Raw genomic sequence first — 19,039 nt, 5'->3', positions numbered from 1 at the left:
GCATCTCACCAGGGTGAGATGCCTTCTTTTTTTATCTTTTAAATCCACCTTCTGAATGAATAACTTGCCCAGTAATCCACTCAGCTTCTTCACTTACTAAAAATTTAATGAGTCTAGCTGCATCCTTTGGCTCACCAATTCTGCCAAAAGGAAACATCGGCTTTAACCCTTGTGTTATCTCTTCAGTCATCCATCCTGTATCGGTTGGTCCTGGATTAATTGCATTCACTGTTATTCCTAAATGAGCTACCTCTGCTGACAATGTACTAGTAAGAGCATCAATAGCTCCCTTCGTTGTCGCATAAGCTAGTTCTCCTGCCATAGGACCTTGAAATTGCCCCGAAGTAATATTAACAATTCTACCACCAGATTTCTTATCAAATCTCCGGGCAAATTGACTACTTAACAATGTAGTCGCACGGATATTTACCATGTAATGCTTATCTAGTTCTTCAGCAGTCAACGTAGAGAAATCATTATTCGTAGAATATGCTGCATTATTAATTAATATATGAGGGTACCCTAATTGTTCAGTAACTTTATTTATAAGCTCTTTCGGTGCATCATTCCGAGTTAAATCTAACTCCATGCTCGATACTCTAACACCGTTTTGCAATAGCTCTTCTTTTAATTGTATTTGTTCATTTTTATCGACGCCCCAAGGCATCTCTTTATCGTAAGCTGTCCAATACGTAAAAAACATATTGTATCCTGCTTCAGCTAATTCTTTACAAATCGCTGCCCCAATACCATCTAGACGACTTACCCCTGTAACAACTGCTACTTTATTTTTTAATTGATTCATCATATACTCCTCCAAGTTTAAAGGGCGCATACTTTATATAAGAGATATAAAATTTCCCACAAAAAAAGACAGATACATAAAATAGGCATCTATCCTTACAAAAGGGATGTACAAGCCAAATATGCAGTCCTTGGATGATTTACAGATAGCTAAATAAACCCTCACTTATGAGAGAAAAATTCATCTATCTAATTTCTAATCATTACAAGTTCATCCACATATTAAGTCTTTGTCCCCTTTACATATATCTCTATTCTTAGTTTACCAAAACAGATAAAATGTTACAAAAAATAAAACAATTACTCACAACCTATCCTTGTTCACATTCTCTTCATTGTGAATCTTTTCACATTGAATATATAATAAACTTGTAAATACAATATTGGAGGGATTTCAATGATTATCAATTTTTTAAGAACTGATAAACGTGCTACTTTCATATTATTACTTTTACGTCTTTACATAGGATATACATGGCTCGCTGCTGGGATAGGCAAAGTCTTCGGACAATCTTTTGACGCAAGTGGTTTTCTAAAGGGTGCTATTGCTCAAGCATCAGGTGACCACCCTGCAGTACAAAGTTGGTGGGCAGATTTTCTTCAACATTTTGTCCTTCCAAACGCAGACCTATTTAGCTTTTTAGTTCAATGGGGAGAAATTTTAGTAGGTCTAGGTTTAATTTTAGGCGGATTAACAAAAACAGCTGCATTTTTCGGAATCATAATGAATCTTTCATTTTTATTAAGTGGAACTGTTAGTGTAAACCCAAACCTGCTTATTTTGACTATATTCATTTTAGTTGCAGGGCAGAACGCTGGACGTATTGGATTAGATGGCTATATTTCCCCTAAACTTTTCCATAAAAACAACCACGGAACATATAAATTAAGTAAAACTGCGTAGTAACAGTTTACTTTTAAAATATAAATAAGAAAAAGAGCCTGAGTATAGGCTCTTTTTCTTATTTATCCTAATTTAAACTTTTAACGAGCCACGAAAACCTCTGGCAGCATAGTAAGAGTCTGCTCCATTGTGGTACACGAAAACATGTCCGAAGCGATAATCGCAAAATAGAGCACCACCGAGTTCTCGAATATCTGAAGGTGTTTGTACCCAGCTTGATGATTTCATGTCGAAATCCCCAAGTTTTTGCAATTCCCGATATTGTTCTTCAGTTAATAGTTCAATGCCCATAGCATTTGCAACATCAATAACGTTATTTTCTGGTTTATGTTTTTTTCTTGATTCTAACGCTTCAAGATCATAACAAAGACTCCTGCGGCCTTTAGGACTCTCCTTTGAACAATCATAGAAAGCATACTCGTCCTTTTCTTCATCATAACCAACAACATCCGGCTCACCGCCAGTTACTTCCATTTCATTAAGTGACCACAATTTTTCATTATTAGTAGTCAGCTTCGCTTCAACTTTAGCCCATTCAAGACCTTCATGGCGGTTCATGTTTTTCTCAAAACGAGCTTTCAATACTTTCAATAACTCTTCACGTTTTTCTACTAGTAAGTCATTTTTATTTCCTGTCATATTAATCCTCCCTGATATGTGTACGGATAGTAGTTTAAGTATATATTTTATAATAAATCATCTCAATATGAAGAGCGTTTCAACCTTATGTCTTTTACAAACATCCATTATAAAGTCCTAAAACCCTCTACACTCTCTCCAAGAATATAGTGTGAAAACCACATCAAATTCTGCTTCATAATAGCTACATTCATTCCCGGCTGATTAGGACTATATGCCATTCCTTTAAATATAATTAATTCTGTATCAACTTCCATATCCTTTAATCCTTGATATAGATCATATGCATTTGTAATTGGAATTCTTGCATCCTTTTCCCCATGTTGAATTAAGGTAGGCGTACAAGCTGATTTAATATACGTCATAGGTGATGTCTTCGTATATATCTCTCGATCATTCCATGGGGTATTTCCTAAATACATTCTAATAAAATAAGGGATATCTGTATTTACATAATGAGTACTCCAGTTCGTGATTCCGCCTCCAACTGAAATAGCTTTAAACCTGCTACTAAATGTAGAACAGAAAGCTGATATATATCCTCCGTTACTCCATCCCATAACTCCTACTTTATCATTATCTACAATCCCTTGATCAACTAGTTTATCCACCCCTGATATAACATCATCATAGTCAGCGATTCCCTGTTTTCTATAGTTTGCTTTTAAAAATTCATTACCATAACCAGAACTTCCTCTGTAGTTTGGCTCTAAAACGATAAAGCCTTTTTCGATAAACTGTTCAATCGGATATTTCTCATTGAAGCAGTCTGAAAATATCGGAAAGGATGCCCAAGCCGGACCGCCGTGAATTACTACTAATAAAGGATATTTTTTATTTACGTCAAACTCTACTGGCGTTGATAAAACACCTTCTATTTCAAGACCATCACTACTTTTCCATGAGATGATTTCCCTGTTACTTTTAAGTTTCCCTTTGAAAAAGTTATTTTCATCCGTTATTTTTTTATCGTCTAAATAGATTTCAAAGGTTTCATTTGTTATAGCCTTATTATAGGATATATGTTTTCCATCCTTTGTTATAGAAGCATCCATTATAAAGCCATCTACTTTTTCGCTTAATGCTTCTACAGTACCATCTTCAGCTAGTAATCCAATACGATAATTCGTTTTATCCTGCCATCTAATTAAAATTCCTTTAGCTGTCCACTGTAATGGCATAACAGTACTATCAAAATCTGTTACAGGTTGAATTACCTCTCCTGTATTTATATCATATACCTCTAACGTACTGTCTTGTATATGGTTTCTATAGTAATCCTTCTCTCTTATACTTGCTGTGTAACATATTTTACTGCCTTCAGGAGAAAAGCAGACGCTACCGCCCAACAACTTATCCACATTCAGCTTTTGTAGCTCTCCAGCTTTAGTATGGAGTATGTATAAATCTCCATTTATATAATCCGCCATATTTGAGCTTGGTGTCGCCATAAACACAATCTTCTTCCCATCATTTGAAATATCAAATTCATGGATATGAAAATCCTTACCATCAGTTAATTGATAAACAACTCTTTTCTCGTGTTCATATGTATCACTTTGTATCACCTTTTCTATTTCAATGTAATATAAACAATTATTCTGGTGTTCCTTACCTATATGTTGAAACTCTCCATATAGATCCCTACGCTTCTTTATCTCCACACATTCTTTTGACTGCGTAACATAATAAAGACCCTTGCCAGTAGGACCCCATTTGAATGTACTGACTCCTTCTTTCTCATCAGTAATTTGAACCCCTTCATAACCATCTAGTGACTTAACAAAGATCTGATTTTTCCCATTACCAACGGGGCTAAGATATGCTATATCCCTAGAATTTGGAGACCATAATGGGCATGTACTTTCTATATCTCCATTTATCAATAAACAACTCTGTCCCTTTTCTTTTCCATATATCCATACATGATTCCTATATGTATTGTCTTTCCAGTTAGCCGTCTTCTTAACAAACGCTACGTTTTTACCATCATCACTTATGTTTGTACTTGATAAGGTTGGTAATGAAATAATCTCTTCTATACTTAGATATGTTTTTTTATTCACTTTCATCAATATCCCCCCTTGAAATGTCCATAAATCTCTCGTCTCTTTTTGTCGTAATAAAGGAGATTTTTCACAGATACTTAAAATGATAACGGAAAATTCAGATAAATAAAAGTAAAACATTAATCTATAGGGTTCTATCCACTTACCAATTCTAGATGTTCTTTTTCGGCACAAAAACACCCCTTTAGATAAAATATCTAAAGGGGTGCAAATTTGTAAATTTATTTTAAAGCTATAACTATATTTATTAACCTACCAATCTCCTACTCAACAGTAACAGATTTAGCTAAGTTACGTGGCTTATCAACGTCACACTCGCGGTGAAGTGCTGCGTAGTATGAGATAAGTTGTAATGGAATAACTGCTACTAGCGGTGCTAGTGCTTCGTGGACAGCTGGTAATACGAAGCTGTCACCTTCCATTTCTAAGCCTTTCATTGAGATGATACATGGGTTAGCACCGCGTGCTACTACTTCTTTCACGTTACCACGAATTCCAAGGTTTACGTGCTCTTGTGTAGCAAGTGCGATAACTGGTGTACCATTTTCGATTAAAGCGATTGTACCGTGTTTTAACTCTCCTCCAGCGAATCCTTCTGCTTGGATGTAAGAGATTTCTTTTAGTTTTAACGCACCTTCTAATCCTACGTAGAAGTCTACGCTACGTCCGATGAAGAAACAGTTACGCGTTGTTGCTAAAAATTGTTTTGCTAATGCGTCCATTTCTTCTTTTTGATCACAAAGTTCTATCATTGCATTTGCTACAAGTCCTAGTTCGTGTGTTAAATCGAAATCAAGAACTTCACCTTTTGCTTTAGCAATATCAGCTGCTAAAATTGAAAGTACTGCAAGCTGTGCTGTGTAAGCTTTCGTTGATGCAACTGCAATTTCTGGTCCAGCGTATAATGGAAGTGTATAATCAGCTTCACGAGAAAGAGTAGAACCAGGCACGTTTGTAATTGTTAATGCTTTATGACCCATTTCATTTGTTTGTACAAGTACTGCACGGCTATCAGCTGTTTCACCACTTTGTGAAATGTAAATGAAGAATGGTCTTTCTGTTAATAATGGCATGTTGTAAGAGAATTCACTTGCTACATGTACTTCAACTGGCATTTTTGCAAACTTCTCGATAAATTGTTTTCCAACAAGACCTGCATGATAACTCGTTCCACATGCAATGATGTAAATACGATCGCTATCTAAAATCGCATTGCGGATGTCTTGATTTAATTCAATTTCGCCATTTTCATCTTGATACTTTTGAATTATATTACGGATTACAAGTGGTTGCTCATCGATTTCTTTAAGCATGAAGTGAGGATATGTTCCCTTTTCAATATCACTTGCGTCTAATTCCGCTGTAAAAGGTGCACGTTCAATCGTTTCACCTTGTAAGTTTTTAATTGTAATACTTTCTTTCGTTACGATTACGATTTCTTTATCCATTAACTCAATAAATTGATCTGTAACTTGTAACATCGCCATAGCGTCGCTTGCCACAACATTAAAGTTGTCACCAACACCTACTAATAGCGGGCTTTTGTTTTTAGCAACATAAATCATGTTTGGATTTTCAGCATCAAGTAATCCGATTGCATAAGAGCCATGTAAAAGAGATAGCGTATTACGGAACGCTTCTTCTACACTTAATCCTGTGCTCACTTGTTGTTCCATAAGCTGTACGATAATCTCTGTATCTGTTTCACTTACGAACGTTACATCTTGTAAATATTCCTTTTTCACTAATTCATAGTTTTCAATTACACCGTTATGAACTAGTGTAAAGCGTTTTGATGTACTTTGATGCGGATGCGCGTTTACTTTACTTGGAACACCGTGTGTAGCCCAGCGTGTATGTCCGATACCTACGCTTGCTGCTACGTTCTCATCTACGATTTCACGAAGTTTTGCGATACGGCCTTTTTCTTTGTATACAACAACACCGTTCTCTGCTTGTACTGCAATACCTGCTGAATCATATCCACGATATTCTAGCTTTTCTAAACCTTTTAATAAAATTTCTTTTGCATCTTGCTCTCCAATAAATCCTACGATTCCACACATGTTTAGTCGCCGTTACAAATACTTACACTGCTCTGCGAACATGTAACGACATAGTCCGATACCATTTTTATTTATACTAAAAAACGGATTACATATTGCTAGCCCTGTAAGCTTGTAACGGCTTTCACCTTCCTCTCGATTGGGTTTAAGTCCGTATATACTTATACAGCTAGTTTTCATCCGTTCCTCTTCTCTCATCACACTTTCACCTTTGTCCACTAAGTCACCTTAATGATTTAAGTAAAAGTTTGCGGTTGTGATGAACAACCGGGAGTCATCCGCCGAAATCTCGATAAACCCCACCTCGTCAACTACACTATTTGTAGTTCTGGCGCTTTTATAATTTACAATATTTCCTTTGAGAAAAAGAACAAGACCATCTTATAACAAACATGGATAAACCGTCAATGAAATTTTTTTCATCGTCTATAAAACATATGAAAAAGGAGCACTTATTGTGCTCCTTTTTCATATAAATTCAGCTAATTATTCAGCGCCAACTTCAGCTTTCACAACTTCTACAATGCGATGTACAAATGCATCACAAACTTCTTGTGTTGGTGCTTCTGCCATTACACGAATAAGTGGCTCTGTTCCAGATGGACGAACAAGAATACGGCCATCACCGTTCATTTCTTCCTCTACAACACGAATAATTTCTTTAATTTTTTCATTTTCTAATGCTAATTTTTTATCTGTTACACGAACGTTTACTAGCAATTGTGGGAATTTCGTCATTTCTCCTGCAAGCTCAGATAATGGTTTTTTCGTCATTTTCATGATGTTTACAAGTTGAAGTGCACTTAACATTCCGTCACCAGTTGTAATGTAATCAAGTAAGATAATATGGCCTGATTGTTCTCCACCTAAGTTGTAACCACCGCGTTTCATCTCTTCCATTACGTAGCGGTCACCAACTGCTGTTTTATCGCTTGTAATATTGTTTGCTTCAAGTGCTTTGTAGAAACCTAAATTACTCATAACAGTTGAAACAACTGTATTATGTTTTAATTGACCAGTTTCTTTCATGTATTTCGCACAAATAAACATAATTTGATCACCGTCAACGATGTTTCCTTTTTCGTCTACAGCAATTAAACGGTCGCCATCGCCATCAAAAGCAAGTCCGATGTCAGCACCTTTTTCTTTTACTAATTCAGCCAATACTTCTGGATGTGTAGATCCTACACCTTCGTTAATATTCATACCGTTCGGTGAAGTCCCCATTGTTGAAATATCAGCTTCTAAATCTGCAAATAAGTATGGAGCTAAAGAAGATGTGGCACCATGTGCACAATCTAAAGCGATATGTAGGCCAGAGAAGTCTTCTTCAACAGTTTGTTTAATGTATTGTAAATATTTTTGTCCACCTTCAAAGTAATCGCTCACTTGTCCAAGGTTAGTACCTGTTGGACGTGGTAGTTCATCAACTTCTTTGTCTAATAAAGCTTCAATTTCAGCTTCTTGCTCATCTGTTAATTTAAAGCCGTCTGAACCAAAGAATTTAATACCGTTATCTTGTACTGGATTATGAGATGCAGAAATCATAACACCCGCTTGTGCGTCTAGTGCTTTTGTTAAATAAGCAACACCCGGTGTAGAAATAACGCCAAGGCGCATTACTTCTGCTCCAGTTGATAATAGACCTGCTACTAAAGCTCCTTCTAACATATGGCCAGATACACGTGTATCACGACCGATAATTACTTTTGGACGATCTGTATCTTTTGTTAATACATAACCACCAAAACGCCCAATTTTGAAAGCTAATTCAGGTGTTAACTCCTTATTTGCAACTCCGCGTACTCCATCTGTACCAAAATATTTACCCATTATGATTCGCTCCTTTTTCTTGCTCTTTTTGATTATGGTTATCTACTGTTGGTTCTTGACTAGTTTCTTTATCTTTATCTTGATTTTGGTTTTGATTATTTTCCTGTTCCTTTTCCTTTTCTGGATCGGGTTCAGGATTTTTTGGCTTCTCATTTTGATTTTCTTGATTGGTGTTTGAATCCGGTTGTTGACCGTTACCCTGTACTTCTTTATCTGGTTTTTCTTTCTTTACAATAGTAACTTTAGCACTTTTTTGTTTTGGCTCTATTGAAATATTACCAGGACCACTCACTTGAATAGAAATATCTTTCGTCCCTGAAGATACATTTTGCAGATTAATTACCGCTGTTATTTGAGCAGCTGTTATTTTATCTACTATACTTGCTTCTCCTGAAATATCAACACTTATCTTTTCATCTTGCGGCGAAATTAGCTGAGCCGTAACATCTTTAGAAAGTCCATTTTTTTGGATTGGGATACCATCAATCGTTTTTGTTTTCGTTTGTTTTGTTTTTTGTACTCCCACCGAAACCTTCACTTGATTCGGTTTTGCACTTGTTACACCCTTGGGTAATAAAACAGAGGCATCGAATGTTGTAGACTCTGTCAATTGACTAAAATCTACTTCGACCCCCTCTAGCGATTGTATATTATCCAAAATATCTTTTGGACCAGCTATCGTTACTTCTCTCGGCTCGACACTGATATTTGTAACTGCCAACCCTTCTGCTAAACTCCCCTTCTTCGTATACGTTACAGGAACAGTTTTTTCAGTATTATTGGCTGTAGTTTGCGTTGCCACATTCAACGTTACACTAATCTTAGATGGACTTGTTCTTACATTTAAACGTTTTCCTTCTTTATTGTATAATGTAACTTCGGGCGTTTTTGTAACAGTTTTATTAACACCTTTTAAATCAACATACGCTTTGGCAGATGAAATGCTTTCAATTTCTTCTTTCGTCCCAACTACCTCAACAGTATCCGGTTTAAGGCTTGATTTTTCGAGAGTAGCCCCCGCTGGCATCTGATCCTCATTTGATAATTTCAAATCTACATGAACATATTTTCTCGCCTTTTCATGAAGAGTAACTTTAATTGTTGATGGCTGAACTGTTCCTTTCACATCATCTGGAAGCCCGTTCGTTTTTAAAGAAATCTCATAAGTTCCTTTTGGACTATCTCGCAAATCAATTGGTATGTCAAATTGTTTTTTTGCTTTTACTGTAGCAACTGATGCTTTTGGGCCTTCTAACTTCACCTTAACGCCCTCTGCTGGAATACCACTTACAATATATTTCTCCTCATCATACTTAAGGTTAATCGCATAATTAGTTAATGTTTCTTTCGTATCATTTGCAAAAGGTAATATACCTGATGTCGTATTTTTTTCAGTTAACGTCGCTGACATAAAAAGCATACACGCCAATAGTAATGAGATCCCTTTTAAAAACCAATGATTCTCCATTAACTTATCCATGACGCTTTCTCCTCCAATTCCATAAAGACGAAGAAGTCGTTTTTTCGTTCCCACTAAATTCAGCTAATAACATATCCTTCAGCTGTTCTGTCTTCAAATCACGATGCAACTTACCATTTTTCGTTAAAGAAATTTGACCAGTTTCTTCAGACACAACTACTGTAATACTATCAGTAACTTCACTAACTCCCATTGCAGCACGATGTCTAGTTCCTAATTCTTTAGAAATAAACGGACTTTCTGATAATGGAAGATAGCATGCTGCTGCTTTAATTGTACTTCCTTGCATAATTACCGCTCCGTCATGAAGAGGTGTATTTGGAATGAAAATATTAATAAGTAATTCCGATGATACGTTTGCATTCAGCGGAATACCCGTTTCCACATAATCACCCATACCGGTCTCTTTTGACAAAGTAATTAATGCACCAATTCTACGTTTCCCCATATATTCGGTTGCTTTTGCTATCGCTGTTGCAACCATTTCAGGTTCATCATCCTCATACGGTCCACCACGCGAAAATAAACTCCCGCGCCCTAGCTGCTCAAGTGCTCTTCGCAATTCTGGCTGAAAGATAATAATAACGGCTAAAAATCCCCATGTTAATACTTGTTCAGTTAGCCAAGATAACGTATGCAATTCAAGGAAAATACTAATCATCTTAACGACAATGATAACTGTAATCCCTTTTAAAAGTTGAACAGCTTTCGTCCCTCGGATTATGAGAATCAGCTTATATATAATAAACCATACAATGGCAATATCTAATGCCGTACTAAGATATTTCAAAATGGTCGTATCTTCAAAAGGCATGCTATCCCTTCCTCCTACTTACGAGCAATTCTATCCATATATTGAAATATTGTTTTATGCTCTATCTGTATGTATTTCCAACAACTAGTTAATTATACCATACATGAAACAAACGACAATTACAAACAACCCCCTTTAGCTCAAATTGGTAAGATGTCAAACATTTTTATCTTACAGTATAATATAAATCATTATTATACGCCTATTTTCAAATAAAAAAAGCAACTTCTCAGTTGCTTTTCTTACATTTATTTTAGTTTTTCACCGAATAAAGAACCCATTAAAGCAACTGCTGTTGTTGCCGTTCTATTTCTCTCATCTAAAATCGTATTTACCTCAACAAATTCAGCAGATGTGATAATATCAGCTTCCGCTAACATTTCCATCGCCAAGTGGCTTTCACGATAAGATAGACCACCAATTACAGGCGTTCCAACACCTGGTGCATCATGAGGATCAAGACCATCTAAATCTAATGATAAGTGTACACCATCAGTATGAGATAAATATGCGATTGTTTCTTCCATAACAGCCGTCATCCCCATACGATCAATTTCATGCATCGAGAACACTTTAATACCTTCATTGCGAATGAAGTCTTTTTCTCCTTCATCTAATGCACGCGCACCGATAATTACAACATTCTCTTTTTTCACCTTTGGATATGCTCCGTATAAATCTACAAGTGAAGAATGTCCATAACCTAAACTTGCTGCAAGTGACATACCGTGAATATTTCCAGATGGTGAAGTTTCCTCTGTATTTAAATCACCGTGTGCATCATACCAAATAACACCTAAGTTTTTATAATGTTTGGCTACACCAGCTAATGTACCGATAGCAATACTATGGTCACCACCTAATACAAGTGGAAAACGACCTTCTTCTATAATATGATCCACCTTACTTGCTAATTCATTACATACAGTTGCAACTTGTGTAAGGTTTCTTAATTTTGTATTTTCATCTACCTCTTTTTCTCTCTCTATACATATATCTCCCATATCTTTAACGTCATATCCAATTTCTTCAATTCTTTCAATTACCCCTGCATAACGGATCGCGCTCGGTCCCATATCAACTCCACGACGCATCTGTCCTAAATCCATTGGAACTCCAATAACTGAAATTTCTTTTTTCATAGATAGTATCCCCCTTTTATGCCTTCACTAAATATTTTAAATCTTTTATATAGTCTGACTCAACTCGACATTTTTTTGTATGGATATACAATTTATTCACTTATATTCACGTTGAAAATCAAATTTCAAGACTATTCTATGTATAAAGTTAACTTAATGAAACAATCGCAATCACTATTATCAAATAATAATAATAAAACACTCCTACATTTAGAAGTGTTTTTCTGACGCTATTTTCCATACTGCTGCAATATTCTTCGTTGTCATTTCAATATTTTCTTCTGCTACTCTATATGCTTCTTCTAGTGTCATCGGTCTTGTTGTAATACTAAATACCGCATCTATTCCTTTCTCGTAAACAGCTGGATAATCAGATGATACAGACCCTCCAATAGCAATTACAGGCACAGAAAAACGTTTCGCACGCCCCGCAACACCAACAGGAGCCTTCCCATATGCAGTTTGTTCATCTATTCTACCTTCACCAGTTATAATGAGATCTGCATCTTCTATATGTTTATCGAAATTTGTATAATTCAATACAATTTCAATGCCCCTTCGCAAGTCTCCCTTTAACACTGAAATAACAGCCGCTCCCATTCCTCCTGCTGCCCCTGCACCAGGTATTTCAGATACATCAAAAGATACATATCGTTTAAGGATATTCGCGTAATGTTTTAAATTCTCATCTAGCTCTTTCATCATCTCTACATTCGCACCCTTTTGTCTCCCAAATACGAAAGATGCCCCCTGCATTCCGACTAATGGATTATCCACATCACAGGCCGCTTCTATCTTTACTCCCTTTAAGCGTGGGTCCAGTTGTGAAAAATCAATAGCATCAATTGAATGTAATGCGCCTCCAGATGGATCTATTACTTCACCCTTGTCATTTATAAATCTTACTCCTAAAGCTGCTAACATACCTGCCCCACCATCATTTGTAGCACTTCCTCCAAGTCCTAAAATTATGTACCCCACTCCTTGATCTAGCGCATGTAATATAAGTTCTCCTGTTCCTTTTGTCGTTGTAATAAGTGGGTTGCGCTTTTCAACTGGAACGTGCTGTAATCCTGATGCTGCTGCCATTTCAATAAACGCTGTCTTTTTATCTTTAGAAATGCCATAAAAAGCTTGTACACCTTCTCTAAGCGGTCCTGTCACACTAATTGATATAATTCTCCCCCCTGTAGCATCAACAAGTGATTCAACCGTCCCTTCTCCTCCATCTCCAATTGGTATTTTCACATACTCTGCATTAGGAAAAATCGCTCTAAAACCTCTTTCAATAGCTCCACATACTTCTATAGCTTTTAGGCTTTCTTTATATGAATCAGATGCAATAACAACTTTCACAATTATCCCCCCATCCCTTATTTTTACGTTTTCTTCATTTTAAACGATAAATATAAAAGTTGTCTTTTTAAACACAAAAAAGCTTACATCGTATGATGTAAGCTTTTTCTATTTAGATGGAGCCTAGCGGGATCGAACCGCTGACCTCCTGCGTGCAAGGCAGGCGCTCTCCCAGCTGAGCTAAGGCCCCTTAGTAATAAAGCGGAAGACGGGATTCGAACCCGCGACCCCAACCTTGGCAAGGTTGTATTCTACCACTGAACTACTTCCGCGAAAATGGTGAGCCATGAAGGATTCGAACCTTCGACCCTCTGATTAAAAGTCAGATGCTCTACCAACTGAGCTAATGGCTCGTAAATGGCTGGGCTAGCTGGATTCGAACCAGCGCATGACGGAGTCAAAGTCCGTTGCCTTACCGCTTGGCTATAGCCCATTAATATTTACTAGTATGGTTATCTTCTCAAAAAAATAAACCCTTTCAGGTTATTTTAAAGAAAATGGTGGAGGGGGGCAGATTCGAACTGCCGAACCCGAAGGAGCGGATTTACAGTCCGCCGCGTTTAGCCACTTCGCTACCCCTCCGACATTTAAACATATATGGTGGAGGATGACGGGATCGAACCGCCGACCCCCTGCTTGTAAGGCAGGTGCTCTCCCAGCTGAGCTAATCCTCCAAAAGTGGTGACCCGTACGGGATTCGAACCCGTGTTACCGCCGTGAAAGGGCGGTGTCTTAACCACTTGACCAACGGGCCAAAAATTTAAAAACTTTTCCAAGCTTCCAACCGGGCTTGAACCGGTGACCTCTTCCTTACCATGGAAGTACTCTACCAGCTGAGCTATGGAAGCATAATGGCTCCGCAGGTAGGAATCGAACCTACGACCGATCGGTTAACAGCCGATAGCTCTACCGCTGAGCTACTGCGGAACAATACAAGCCTGGCAACGTCCTACTCTCACAGGGACAAGGTCCCAACTACCATCGGCGCTAGAGAGCTTAACTTCCGTGTTCGGTATGGGAACGGGTGTGACCTCTCTGCCATCATTACCAGACTTTTATCATTATACACATTCTTTTCAGAATGTCAAAAGGAATTTTAAATATATATTCCTTCAAAACTAGATAACATTGCTACATATTATATGGTTAAGTCCTCGATCTATTAGTATTCGTCAGCTCCACATGTCACCATGCTTCCACCTCGAACCTATCAACCTGATCATCTTTCAGGGATCTTACTAGCTTACGCTATGGGAAATCTCATCTTGAGGGGGGCTTCATGCTTAGATGCTTTCAGCACTTATCCCTTCCGCACATAGCTACCCAGCTATGCCCTTGGCAGAACAACTGGTACACCAGCGGTGCGTCCATCCCGGTCCTCTCGTACTAAGGACAGCTCCTCTCAAATTTCCTACGCCCACGACGGATAGGGACCGAACTGTCTCACGACGTTCTGAACCCAGCTCGCGTACCGCTTTAATGGGCGAACAGCCCAACCCTTGGGACCGACTACAGCCCCAGGATGCGATGAGCCGACATCGAGGTGCCAAACCTCCCCGTCGATGTGGACTCTTGGGGGAGATAAGCCTGTTATCCCCGGGGTAGCTTTTATCCGTTGAGCGATGGCCCTTCCATGCGGAACCACCGGATCACTAAGCCCGACTTTCGTCCCTGCTCGACTTGTAGGTCTCGCAGTCAAGCTCCCTTATGCCTTTGCACTCTACGAATGATTTCCAACCATTCTGAGGGAACCTTTGGGCGCCTCCGTTACACTTTAGGAGGCGACCGCCCCAGTCAAACTGCCCACCTGACACTGTCTCCCGGGTCGATAAGACCCGTAGGTTAGAATTTCAATACAGTCAGGGCGGTATCCCACCAGCGCCTCCACCGAAGCTAGCGCTCCGGTTTCAATGGCTCCCGCCTATCCTGTACAAACTGTACCAAAATTCAATATCAGGCTACAGTAAAGCTCCACGGGGTCTTTCCGTCCTGTCGCGGGTAACCTGCATCTTCACAGGTACTATAATTTCACCGAGTCTCTGGTTGAGACAGTGCCCAAATCGTTACACCTTTCGTGCGGGTCGGAACTTACCCGACAAGGAATTTCGCTACCTTAGGACCGTTATAGTTACGGCCGCCGTTTACTGGGGCTTCAGTTCAGAGCTTCGCTTACGCTAACCCCTCTCCTTAACCTTCCAGCACCGGGCAGGTGTCACCCCCTATACTTCGCCTTACGGCTTCGCAGAGAGCTGTGTTTTTGCTAAACAGTCGCTTGGGCCTATTCACTGCGGCTTTCCGTTAAGAAAGCACCCCTTCTCCCGAAGTTACGGGGTCATTTTGCCGAGTTCCTTAACCAGAGTTCTCTCGCACACCTTAGGATTCTCTCCTCGCCTACCTGTGTCGGTTTGCGGTACAGGCACCTTTTATCTCGCTAGAAGCTTTTCTTGGCAGCGGGGAATCAAAGACTTCGCTCCATAAGGAGCTTCCCCATCACAGCTCAGCCTTTACGATAAGCGGATTTGCCTACTTATCAGCCTAACTGCTTGGACGTGCACAACCAATCGCACGCTTCTTCTATCCTTCTGCGTCCCTCCATTGCTCAAACGATAAAGAGGTGGTACAGGAATATCAACCTGTTGTCCATCGCCTACGCCTGTCGGCCTCGGCTTAGGTCCTGACTAACCCTGAGCGGACGAGCCTTCCTCAGGAAACCTTAGGCATTCGGTGGACGGGATTCTCACCCGTCTTTCGCTACTCATACCGGCATTCTCACTTCTAAGCGCTCCACCAGTCCTTCCGGTCTGACTTCACTGCACTTAGAACGCTCCCCTACCACTGATACCATTGGTATCAATTCGCAGCTTCGGTGGTGTATTTAGCCCCGGTACATTTTCGGCGCAGAGTCACTCGACTAGTGAGCTATTACGCACTCTTTAAATGGTGGCTGCTTCTAAGCCAACATCCTAGTTGTCTAAGCAACTCCACATCCTTTTCCACTTAATACACACTTTGGGACCTTAGCTGGCGATCTGGGCTGTTTCCCTCTTGACTACGGATCTTATCACTCGCAGTCTGACTCCTAAGGATAAGTCATTGGCATTCGGAGTTTGACTGAATTCGGTAATCCGATGAGGACCCCTAGTTCAATCAGTGCTCTACCTCCAAGACTCTTACACTTAAGGCTAGCCCTAAAGCTATTTCGGGGAGAACCAGCTATCTCCAGGTTCGATTGGAATTTCTCCGCTACCCACACCTCATCCCCGCACTTTTCAACGTGCGTGGGTTCGGGCCTCCATTCAGTGTTACCTGAACTTCACCCTGGACATGGGTAGATCACCTGGTTTCGGGTCTACGACCACGTACTAAACGCCCTATTCAGACTCGCTTTCGCTGCGGCTCCGCCTCTTCAGCTTAACCTTGCACGGGATCGTAACTCGCCGGTTCATTCTACAAAAGGCACGCCATCACCCATTAACGGGCTCTGACTATTTGTAGGCACACGGTTTCAGGATCTCTTTCACTCCCCTTCCGGGGTGCTTTTCACCTTTCCCTCACGGTACTGGTTCACTATCGATCACTAGGGAGTATTTAGCCTTGGGAGATGGTCCTCCCAGATTCCGACGGAATTTCACGTGTTCCGCCGTACTCAGGATACATTCAAGAGAGAACGAAGTTTCGACTACGGGGTTGTTACCCTCTACGACGGACCTTTCCAGGTCGCTTCGTCTACCTCGTTCCTTTGTAACTCCGTATAGAATGTCCTACAACCCCAAGAGGCAAGCCTCTTGGTTTGGGCTATGTTCCGTTTCGCTCGCCGCTACTCAGGAAATCGCATTTGCTTTCTCTTCCTCCAGGTACTTAGATGTTTCAGTTCCCTGGGTCTGTCTTCCATACCCTATGTATTCAGGTAAGGATACCATACCATTACGTATAGTGGGTTTCCCCATTCGGAAATCTTCGGATCAAAGCTTACTTACAGCTCCCCGAAGCATATCGGCGTTAGTCCCGTCCTTCATCGACTCCTAGTGTCAAGGCATCCACCGTGCGCCCTTTCTAACTTAACCAAACTAAAATTAAAAAAATATGAGCTACACTGTTATCTAGTTTTCAAAGAACATACATTTATATATGAGAGATAGTTCTCTCAAAACTGAACAAAACGAAACACGGAAACTTATATTGATGAACAGCGTTCATCAATTCTCCATAGAAAGGAGGTGATCCAGCCGCACCTTCCGATACGGCTACCTTGTTACGACTTCACCCCAATCATCTGTCCCACCTTAGGCGGCTAGCTCCAAAAAGGTTACCCCACCGACTTCGGGTGTTACAAACTCTCGTGGTGTGACGGGCGGTGTGTACAAGGCCCGGGAACGTATTCACCGCGGCATGCTGATCCGCGATTACTAGCGATTCCAGCTTCATGTAGGCGAGTTGCAGCCTACAATCCGAACTGAGAACGGTTTTATGAGATTAGCTCCACCTCGCGGTCTTGCAGCTCTTTGTACCGTCCATTGTAGCACGTGTGTAGCCCAGGTCATAAGGGGCATGATGATTTGACGTCATCCCCACCTTCCTCCGGTTTGTCACCGGCAGTCACCTTAGAGTGCCCAACTTAATGATGGCAACTAAGATCAAGGGTTGCGCTCGTTGCGGGACTTAACCCAACATCTCACGACACGAGCTGACGACAACCATGCACCACCTGTCACTCTGCTCCCGAAGGAGAAGCCCTATCTCTAGGGTTTTCAGAGGATGTCAAGACCTGGTAAGGTTCTTCGCGTTGCTTCGAATTAAACCACATGCTCCACCGCTTGTGCGGGCCCCCGTCAATTCCTTTGAGTTTCAGCCTTGCGGCCGTACTCCCCAGGCGGAGTGCTTAATGCGTTAACTTCAGCACTAAAGGGCGGAAACCCTCTAACACTTAGCACTCATCGTTTACGGCGTGGACTACCAGGGTATCTAATCCTGTTTGCTCCCCACGCTTTCGCGCCTCAGTGTCAGTTACAGACCAGAAAGTCGCCTTCGCCACTGGTGTTCCTCCATATCTCTACGCATTTCACCGCTACACATGGAATTCCACTTTCCTCTTCTGCACTCAAGTCTCCCAGTTTCCAATGACCCTCCACGGTTGAGCCGTGGGCTTTCACATCAGACTTAAGAAACCACCTGCGCGCGCTTTACGCCCAATAATTCCGGATAACGCTTGCCACCTACGTATTACCGCGGCTGCTGGCACGTAGTTAGCCGTGGCTTTCTGGTTAGGTACCGTCAAGGTGCCAGCTTATTCAACTAGCACTTGTTCTTCCCTAACAACAGAGTTTTACGACCCGAAAGCCTTCATCACTCACGCGGCGTTGCTCCGTCAGACTTTCGTCCATTGCGGAAGATTCCCTACTGCTGCCTCCCGTAGGAGTCTGGGCCGTGTCTCAGTCCCAGTGTGGCCGATCACCCTCTCAGGTCGGCTACGCATCGTTGCCTTGGTGAGCCGTTACCTCACCAACTAGCTAATGCGACGCGGGTCCATCCATAAGTGACAGCCGAAGCCGCCTTTCAATTTCGAACCATGCAGTTCAAAATGTTATCCGGTATTAGCCCCGGTTTCCCGGAGTTATCCCAGTCTTATGGGCAGGTTACCCACGTGTTACTCACCCGTCCGCCGCTAACTTCATAAGAGCAAGCTCTTAATCCATTCGCTCGACTTGCATGTATTAGGCACGCCGCCAGCGTTCATCCTGAGCCAGGATCAAACTCTCCAATAAAGTTAGTTTGTCTAGCATCTAAAAATAAAAATTGACGTTTCACGTTGTTTGTTTCGTTCAGTTTTCAAAGAACTACTTGGTCGCTCATTTGCGACTTCCTTATGTTAACATCTTCATTTTTCAATGTCAACTAAGTTTTTCAATTTCTTTTTTGTCGTTTTCTGCGTTTC

General features: G+C 40.6%; 11 protein-coding genes, 9 tRNA genes and 3 rRNA genes. 1 reads left to right on the top strand and 22 read right to left on the bottom strand.

The genetic code is table 11. The features are described 5' to 3' along the window. Positions 1 to 31: 31 nt before the first annotated feature. A complete protein-coding gene (locus tag BCG9842_RS00920; protein ID WP_012614722.1) occupies positions 32 to 808 on the bottom strand; it encodes an SDR family oxidoreductase in 777 nt (258 codons plus the stop codon). Positions 809 to 1,201: 393 nt separating this feature from the next. Here BCG9842_RS00920 and BCG9842_RS00915 point away from each other — a divergent pair, with 393 nt between their 5' ends. After that, positions 1,202 to 1,708, top strand: coding sequence for a DoxX family membrane protein (locus BCG9842_RS00915; protein WP_000586149.1), 507 nt, complete (start codon positions 1,202 to 1,204; stop codon positions 1,706 to 1,708). 72 nt (positions 1,709 to 1,780) lie between these two features. On the opposite strand, the gene BCG9842_RS00910 is transcribed toward BCG9842_RS00915, so the two are convergent. The 21 genes from BCG9842_RS00910 to BCG9842_RS00810 all read right to left on the bottom strand — a co-directional run bounded on the left by BCG9842_RS00910 (position 1,781) and on the right by BCG9842_RS00810 (position 18,869). Continuing rightward, the gene (locus tag BCG9842_RS00910; RefSeq protein WP_000147384.1) at positions 1,781 to 2,347 is read right to left on the bottom strand and encodes a DUF4256 domain-containing protein; all 567 of its coding nucleotides are present in this window, start codon (positions 2,345 to 2,347) and stop codon (positions 1,781 to 1,783) included. A gap of 107 nt (positions 2,348 to 2,454) precedes the next feature. Further along, a complete protein-coding gene (locus tag BCG9842_RS00905; RefSeq protein WP_000867577.1) occupies positions 2,455 to 4,419 on the bottom strand; it encodes a S9 family peptidase in 1,965 nt (654 codons plus the stop codon). 260 nt (positions 4,420 to 4,679) lie between these two features. Next, positions 4,680 to 6,482, bottom strand: coding sequence for a glutamine--fructose-6-phosphate transaminase (isomerizing) (gene glmS / locus BCG9842_RS00900; protein WP_000334155.1), 1,803 nt, complete (start codon positions 6,480 to 6,482; stop codon positions 4,680 to 4,682). Between the two features lie 12 nt (positions 6,483 to 6,494). Then, complete coding sequence (locus tag BCG9842_RS00895) at positions 6,495 to 6,680, bottom strand: hypothetical protein (protein WP_041488140.1); 186 nt, start codon at positions 6,678 to 6,680, stop codon at positions 6,495 to 6,497. Positions 6,681 to 6,968: 288 nt separating this feature from the next. Then, positions 6,969 to 8,315 (bottom strand): phosphoglucosamine mutase, encoded by a 1,347-nt coding sequence (gene glmM, locus BCG9842_RS00890; RefSeq protein ID WP_000521478.1) that lies wholly within the window; start codon positions 8,313 to 8,315, stop codon positions 6,969 to 6,971. Then, positions 8,308 to 9,795, bottom strand: a complete 1,488-nt coding sequence (locus BCG9842_RS00885; RefSeq protein ID WP_000359604.1) for a CdaR family protein — start codon at positions 9,793 to 9,795, stop codon at positions 8,308 to 8,310. The genes glmM and BCG9842_RS00885 overlap by 8 nt, the downstream gene beginning before the upstream one ends. Further along, positions 9,788 to 10,609, bottom strand: a complete 822-nt coding sequence (gene cdaA / locus BCG9842_RS00880) for a diadenylate cyclase CdaA (RefSeq protein ID WP_001115693.1) — start codon at positions 10,607 to 10,609, stop codon at positions 9,788 to 9,790. The genes BCG9842_RS00885 and cdaA overlap by 8 nt, the downstream gene beginning before the upstream one ends. 248 nt (positions 10,610 to 10,857) lie before the next feature. Next, complete coding sequence (gene rocF / locus BCG9842_RS00875; RefSeq protein WP_000711565.1) at positions 10,858 to 11,751, bottom strand: arginase; 894 nt, start codon at positions 11,749 to 11,751, stop codon at positions 10,858 to 10,860. Positions 11,752 to 11,961: 210 nt separating this feature from the next. Next, positions 11,962 to 13,107: a glycerate kinase gene (locus tag BCG9842_RS00870; RefSeq protein WP_000869593.1), complete on the bottom strand. Its 1,146-nt coding sequence runs from the start codon at positions 13,105 to 13,107 to the stop codon at positions 11,962 to 11,964. Between the two features lie 117 nt (positions 13,108 to 13,224). Beyond that, positions 13,225 to 13,297, bottom strand: a tRNA-Ala gene (locus tag BCG9842_RS00865). Positions 13,298 to 13,307: 10 nt separating this feature from the next. Continuing rightward, positions 13,308 to 13,379, bottom strand: a tRNA-Gly gene (locus BCG9842_RS00860). 5 nt (positions 13,380 to 13,384) lie between these two features. After that, a tRNA-Lys gene (locus BCG9842_RS00855) sits at positions 13,385 to 13,460 on the bottom strand. Positions 13,461 to 13,465: 5 nt separating this feature from the next. After that, positions 13,466 to 13,540: transfer RNA gene (locus BCG9842_RS00850), tRNA-Gln, on the bottom strand. Positions 13,541 to 13,605: 65 nt separating this feature from the next. After that, positions 13,606 to 13,689 (bottom strand) — tRNA-Tyr (locus tag BCG9842_RS00845). 16 nt (positions 13,690 to 13,705) lie between these two features. Further along, positions 13,706 to 13,781 (bottom strand) — tRNA-Val (locus tag BCG9842_RS00840). A gap of 5 nt (positions 13,782 to 13,786) precedes the next feature. After that, positions 13,787 to 13,861: transfer RNA gene (locus BCG9842_RS00835), tRNA-Glu, on the bottom strand. A 21-nt stretch (positions 13,862 to 13,882) separates the two neighbouring features. Continuing rightward, positions 13,883 to 13,955: transfer RNA gene (locus tag BCG9842_RS00830), tRNA-Thr, on the bottom strand. 4 nt (positions 13,956 to 13,959) lie between these two features. Continuing rightward, positions 13,960 to 14,034 (bottom strand) — tRNA-Asn (locus BCG9842_RS00825). Between the two features lie 9 nt (positions 14,035 to 14,043). Next, positions 14,044 to 14,159 (bottom strand): 5S ribosomal RNA (rrf, locus tag BCG9842_RS00820). 90 nt (positions 14,160 to 14,249) lie between these two features. Then, positions 14,250 to 17,171 (bottom strand): 23S ribosomal RNA (locus tag BCG9842_RS00815). 146 nt (positions 17,172 to 17,317) lie between these two features. Then, a 16S ribosomal RNA gene (locus tag BCG9842_RS00810) occupies positions 17,318 to 18,869 on the bottom strand. Together the 16S, 23S and 5S rRNA genes with 9 tRNA genes alongside form the textbook arrangement of a ribosomal RNA operon. Between the last annotated feature and the right edge of the window lie 170 nt (positions 18,870 to 19,039).

This window comes from Bacillus cereus G9842 (assembly GCF_000021305.1).
Classification (GTDB): Bacteria; Bacillota; Bacilli; order Bacillales; family Bacillaceae_G; genus Bacillus_A; species Bacillus_A thuringiensis_S.
Note: the sequence above shows the minus strand (reverse complement) of the source record. Positions and strands in the feature narration are given on the sequence as shown.

What these genes read in the sequence shown, in the direction of transcription:
- BCG9842_RS00920 (WP_012614722.1), bottom strand. Translation starts at nt 808, where the DNA reads ATGATGAATCAATTAAAAAATAAAGTAGCAGTTGTTACAGGGGTAAGT.
- BCG9842_RS00910 (WP_000147384.1), bottom strand. Translation starts at nt 2,347, where the DNA reads ATGACAGGAAATAAAAATGACTTACTAGTAGAAAAACGTGAAGAGTTA.
- BCG9842_RS00915 (WP_000586149.1), top strand. Translation starts at nt 1,202, where the DNA reads ATGATTATCAATTTTTTAAGAACTGATAAACGTGCTACTTTCATATTA.
- cdaA (WP_001115693.1), bottom strand. Translation starts at nt 10,609, where the DNA reads ATGCCTTTTGAAGATACGACCATTTTGAAATATCTTAGTACGGCATTA.
- rocF (WP_000711565.1), bottom strand. Translation starts at nt 11,751, where the DNA reads ATGAAAAAAGAAATTTCAGTTATTGGAGTTCCAATGGATTTAGGACAG.
- glmS (WP_000334155.1), bottom strand. Translation starts at nt 6,482, where the DNA reads ATGTGTGGAATCGTAGGATTTATTGGAGAGCAAGATGCAAAAGAAATT.
- BCG9842_RS00905 (WP_000867577.1), bottom strand. Translation starts at nt 4,419, where the DNA reads ATGAAAGTGAATAAAAAAACATATCTAAGTATAGAAGAGATTATTTCA.
- BCG9842_RS00885 (WP_000359604.1), bottom strand. Translation starts at nt 9,795, where the DNA reads ATGGATAAGTTAATGGAGAATCATTGGTTTTTAAAAGGGATCTCATTA.
- BCG9842_RS00895 (WP_041488140.1), bottom strand. Translation starts at nt 6,680, where the DNA reads ATGAGAGAAGAGGAACGGATGAAAACTAGCTGTATAAGTATATACGGA.
- glmM (WP_000521478.1), bottom strand. Translation starts at nt 8,315, where the DNA reads ATGGGTAAATATTTTGGTACAGATGGAGTACGCGGAGTTGCAAATAAG.